The sequence below is a fragment of the Streptomyces huiliensis genome, from assembly GCF_020037025.1.
GTDB classification, from domain to species: domain Bacteria; phylum Actinomycetota; class Actinomycetes; order Streptomycetales; family Streptomycetaceae; genus Streptomyces; species Streptomyces huiliensis.
Map to the genome: position 1 here is coordinate 1 of NZ_JAIQLH010000439.1, position 4689 is coordinate 4689.

General features: G+C 75.9%; 2 protein-coding genes and 1 pseudogene. 2 read left to right on the forward strand and 1 reads right to left on the reverse strand.

The window, feature by feature from the left end:
* Both JNW98_RS34855 and JNW98_RS34860 read left to right on the forward strand, forming a co-directional pair.
* Positions 1-1850, forward strand: a pseudogene (locus JNW98_RS34855) (serine protease); the annotation flags it as partial.
* A 53-nt stretch (positions 1851-1903) separates the two neighbouring features.
* Positions 1904-2854, forward strand: coding sequence for a bifunctional riboflavin kinase/FAD synthetase (locus JNW98_RS34860; RefSeq protein WP_223772281.1), 951 nt, complete (start codon positions 1904-1906; stop codon positions 2852-2854).
* A 190-nt stretch (positions 2855-3044) separates the two neighbouring features.
* Here JNW98_RS34860 and JNW98_RS34865 read toward each other — a convergent pair.
* Positions 3045-4689 (reverse strand): MinD/ParA family ATP-binding protein (locus JNW98_RS34865; protein WP_223772282.1); only part of this gene is annotated, 1645 nt, incomplete at its 5' end.

The following is a 4689-nucleotide window of genomic DNA, read 5'->3' on the forward strand; positions in this document are numbered from 1 at the left end:
GCCGGGGCCGGCGCGGCGGCGACGCGCAGGAGCGGCCCACGCTGCTGCCCGTCCCACGGCACCGCATCGGCCCCGTCCTCCAGGCCCTCCTGCTGCTCGGCCGCCGCTCGGGCCCCACCGAGCTCTCCCGGCGGCTGACCGCGCTGGTCCACGCCGTGGAGACGCTCTCCGGCCGCGAGGGCGTACCCGCCCCGGCGGCGGACGGCGAGCCGGAAGCCGCCGACCGGCCGCCGGTGCTCACCGACCCCGCCTGGTGGGCCGCCCACCTGCTCGCCGAGACGCTGCTGCGGGTTCCCGACGCCACCCCGTACCTCGGCGTCCTGCGGCTGCTCGCCGAGCGGGTCGCCGGCTGCTCCCGCGCCGTCGGCGGCTTCGACGCCACCGCGACCGAGGCGCTCGGCGGCCTGACGCGGTTCGGCCCGCCGTTCTGGCTCCGGCTGCGGCTGGGCCTGGGGGACCGCCTCGACCTGCTGCGCCTCCTCGTCCCCGCCGACGCCCCGCCGCCCGGCGCGGCCGGCGGCACGCCCCAGCCGCCCGTCGCGGACCGCTTCCTCCCGGCGGCGGCCGCGCTGCTCGGCGACGAGCCGTGCGCCGCGCAGGCGTTCATCTGCCGCTGGTTCGACGACGACCGGACGCTGCTGACCGCGCCGGACGGCGGCGGCGAGTTCGCGGCGCCCACCGTCGCCAGGGCGGCACAGGCCATGCTCCACACCCACCGCAGGCGCGCCCTGGACGACCTCACCGACGCGCTGGTCGGCGCGGCGCACCCGCGGGCCGACGAGCTGCTGGCCGCGCTCGCCGAGGACGAGCCGTCCGCCCTCTGCCGGGCCGTCGACCGCTGGGCGCACGACGACCGGGTGGAGTTGCACGTCGCCGCCGCCGCGTACGGGCTGATGGCCGTGGAGCACGTCACCACCGAGGCCGACCGCGAGCTGCTGCGCTACTCGGCGCTGGCCCTGCTCGCCCGTCCCGCCGAGGGCGCCCTGCGCGGCTCCGCGCTGGCCGTCCTCGTCCGCGACCCGCTGACCCGGGCCAAGCACCTGCCGGAGGCCGTCGCCCGGTTCTCCGCCGGCGACCCGCAGGTCCCGGCCGGCGCCCTGGCCGCCGCGCTGACCACCCACCCCGAGCCGGTCCTCGGCGCCTTCCGTGCCCGCCTCTACCAGCCGGGGGACGGACCCGCGGACGTCCTGCGGATCCTCGCCGAGGTCCGCGACCCCGCGCTGGCCAGGCGCGCCGCCTCGCTGGTCCGCGAGCACGTCGAGCACCGGCCGGACAGCGCCCCGCACGTGGCCGCCTTCATCGACCGGCGGCTGGAGGACGGCCCGTCCGCCCGCGCCGTCCTCTTCCCGCTCGTCACCCACCTGCTGCGCACCCGCCCCGCCCCCGTCCGCCGCGCCCTCGCCCCGGTGCTCGCCCTGCCCGGCACAGCTGCCTCCCGGGGGCTGCGGCGCGAGCTGCTGGAGGTGCTGCTGGAACGGGAGGAGCAGGAGCCGTACGAGCGGGGTGGGGCCGTCCTCGACGCGCTGCTGCGGGCGGTGGCCGAGGGCGCGTCCGAACGCTCCGAGGCCCGCACCCGCGACCTCGTGCTCCGGATCGGGGAGCTGCTGGCCCGCACCCCCGAGGGGGCGGCCCGCTTCGATCGCCGGCTGGTGCAGCTGGCCGGCGAGATCCCGGCGTTCGGCGCCCGGCTGCGCCGCTGGCTGCGGACGGCGCCCGCCCGGTGGGCGCCGGTGGTGGGCCCCGGCGCCCGGATCCGGCTGACGGCGGGGGGCGTCGGCGACCCGGGTGCTCCGGACGGTCCGGGGGCCCCGGCCGATGCGGACCGCCGGCAACCGGCATGGCACTCTTAGACCTGCGTAATCGACAGAGACAAGAGTTCGGGTTCGGGCGAGGAGCGGGCACAGTGCAACGCTGGCGTGGCTTGGAGGACATCCCCCAGGACTGGGGGCGCAGCGTCGTCACCATCGGCTCGTACGACGGTGTCCACCGCGGACACCAGCTGATCATCGGCCGTGCGGTGGAGCGGGCGCGCGAGCTGGGCGTGCCGTCGGTCGTGGTGACCTTCGACCCGCATCCCAGCGAGGTCGTGCGGCCGGGCAGCCACCCGCCGCTGCTGGCGCCGCACCACCGGCGCGCGGAGCTGATCGCGGAGCTCGGCGTCGACGCGGTGCTGGTCCTGCCCTTCACGGCGGAGTTCTCCAAGCTGTCGCCGGCCGACTTCGTGGTGAAGGTCCTCGTCGACAAGTTGCACGCGCGGCTCGTCGTCGAGGGCCCCAACTTCCGCTTCGGCCACCGCGCCGCGGGTACGGTCGCGCTGCTGGAGGAGCTGGGCACGACCTACGACTTCGGCGTCGAGGTCGTCGACCTCAAGCTCACCGGCGACGCCGGCGGCGGCCTGCCCTTCTCCTCCACCCTCACCCGCCGCCTGGTCGCCGAGGGCGACGTGGCCGGCGCCATGGAGATCCTCGGCCACCCGCACCGCGTCGAGGGCGTCGTCGTCCGCGGCGCCCAGCGCGGCCGCGAACTCGGCTTCCCCACCGCCAACATCGAGACCCTCCCGCACACCGCCATCCCCGCCGACGGCGTCTACGCCGGCTGGCTCGTCGTCGACGGCGAGTCCATGCCCGCCGCCATCTCCGTCGGCACGAACGTGCAGTTCGACGCGACGGAGCGGACGGTGGAGGCGTACGCGATCGACCGGGTCGATCTGGACCTCTACGGGCTGCACGCCGCCGTGGACTTCCTCGCCTACCTGCGGGGGATGGAGAAGTTCGAGACGCTTGAGGCGCTCTTGGAGTGCATGGCGGATGACGTGAAGCGGGCGCGGGAGCTGGTGGCTGCGGCGGGGCGGTGAGGGTGCCCCGGTCCTGGCCCCCCCCAGAGGGGGCACCCCCAACGGGCTGGAAGTGCCACCTCGGCACAACCCAGCCCGTCCGGCGTTTGAGGACGACCGCGCGGAGCGCGGTTTCGGGGGTGCGGGGGCTTGCCCCCGCAAGAAACGGTGAAAGGGCGGGGCCGGGGCAAACCCCCGGCCCCGCCGGACCTCACTGCTGCTGCGGCCAGCCCCCGGGCGCCGGGTACGGCTGACCGGGCTGGACAGGCGGCTGGGCCGCCGGCTGAGCGAGCTGCTGAGGCGGCTGCCCACTGGTCCCCCACAGCCCCTGCTGCTGGGCCCGGACGAAGTCCTCGGCCACCATCGCCGACAACCCGAAATAAGCCTCCCGCGTCTTCGGCCGCATCATCTCCAGATCAAGCTCCGCCCCCGCCGCGAGATGCTCGTCGAAGGGCACGACCACGACCCCCCGGCACCGCGTCTCGAAGTGGGACACGATGTCCTCCACCTTGATCATCTTGCCGGTCTCGCGGACCCCGGAGATGACGGTGATGCTGCGCCCGACGAGTTCGCCGTACCCGTGCGCCGCCAGCCAGTCGAGCGTGGTGCTGGCGCTGCTCGCGCCGTCGACGGACGGGGTGGAGACGATGATCAGCTGGTCGGCGAGGTCGAGCACGCCGCGCATGGCGCTGTAGAGCAGGCCCGTACCCGAGTCGGTGAGGATGATCGGGTACTGCCGCCCCAGGACGTCTATCGCCCGCCGGTAGTCCTCGTCGTTGAAGGTCGTCGAGACCGCCGGGTCCACGTCGTTGGCGATGATCTCCAGGCCGGACGGCGCCTGCGAGGTGTAACGGCGGATGTCCATGTAGCTGTTGAGACCGGGGATGGCCTGCACCAGGTCGCGGATGGTCGCGCCGGTCTCACGGCGCACCCGGCGGCCGAGGGTGCCGGCGTCCGGGTTGGCGTCGATGGCCAGGATCTTGTCCTGGCGCTCGCTGGCGAGGGTGGCGCCGAGAGCCGTCGTGGTCGTGGTCTTGCCGACGCCGCCCTTGAGGCTGATGACGGCGATGCGGTAGCAGGACAGGACGGGCGTGCGGATCAGTTCCAGCTTGCGCTGCCGCTCCGCCTCCTCCTTCTTCCCGCCGAACTTGAACCGGCCCGAACTCTGCTTCTTCGGCTTCGGCTTGCTCTTGAGCAGCCGCTCCGAGGACAGCTCGACCGCGGCCGTGTAACCGAGCGGCGCGCCGTGCACGGACCGCTGCCGCTGCTCGGGTGTCACGGTCGGCCAGCCGCCGGTGCGCGGGTCCACGGGGGCTGCCGGGGACGCGTCGGCGGGCGGGGCCGGCTGCGCGTTATGGGGCGCCTGAGGTGCTTGGGGTGCGGGGACTGCCTGGTGTGCTTGGGGTGCCTGCGCTGCCGGGGCTCCGTGGACGAAGGCGCCGGTGTCGGTGGGGCCGGCCTGCGGCTGCGGCGCGTACGGGCCGGGGGCCGGGGCGCCCTGAACGGCCTGGGATGCCTGGGGCGCGACGGGCGGCTGAGACTCCGACGGCGTCTGCGGGTAGCCGTAGGCGTGCTGCGGCGGGGCCGGCTGCGCGGGCGGCTCGGCGGCGGGCGCGGCGCCCGTCGGGTGCGGGAACCCGTATCCGCCCTGCGGCGCGGGCGCGGCGGGGGGCGGGAAACCGTACCCGCTCTGCGGCGCGTGCCCTTCGGCCGTGGGCGCCGTCGGCTGCGGGAATCCGTAACCACCCTGCGGCGCGGGCGCGTGCGCCTCGGGCGCGGGAGCCGTGGGGTGGGGGAAGCCGTAACCGCCGTGCGGGGCCGGCGGGGTGGGGGCCGTCCGCGCCGCGGGGGCCGCG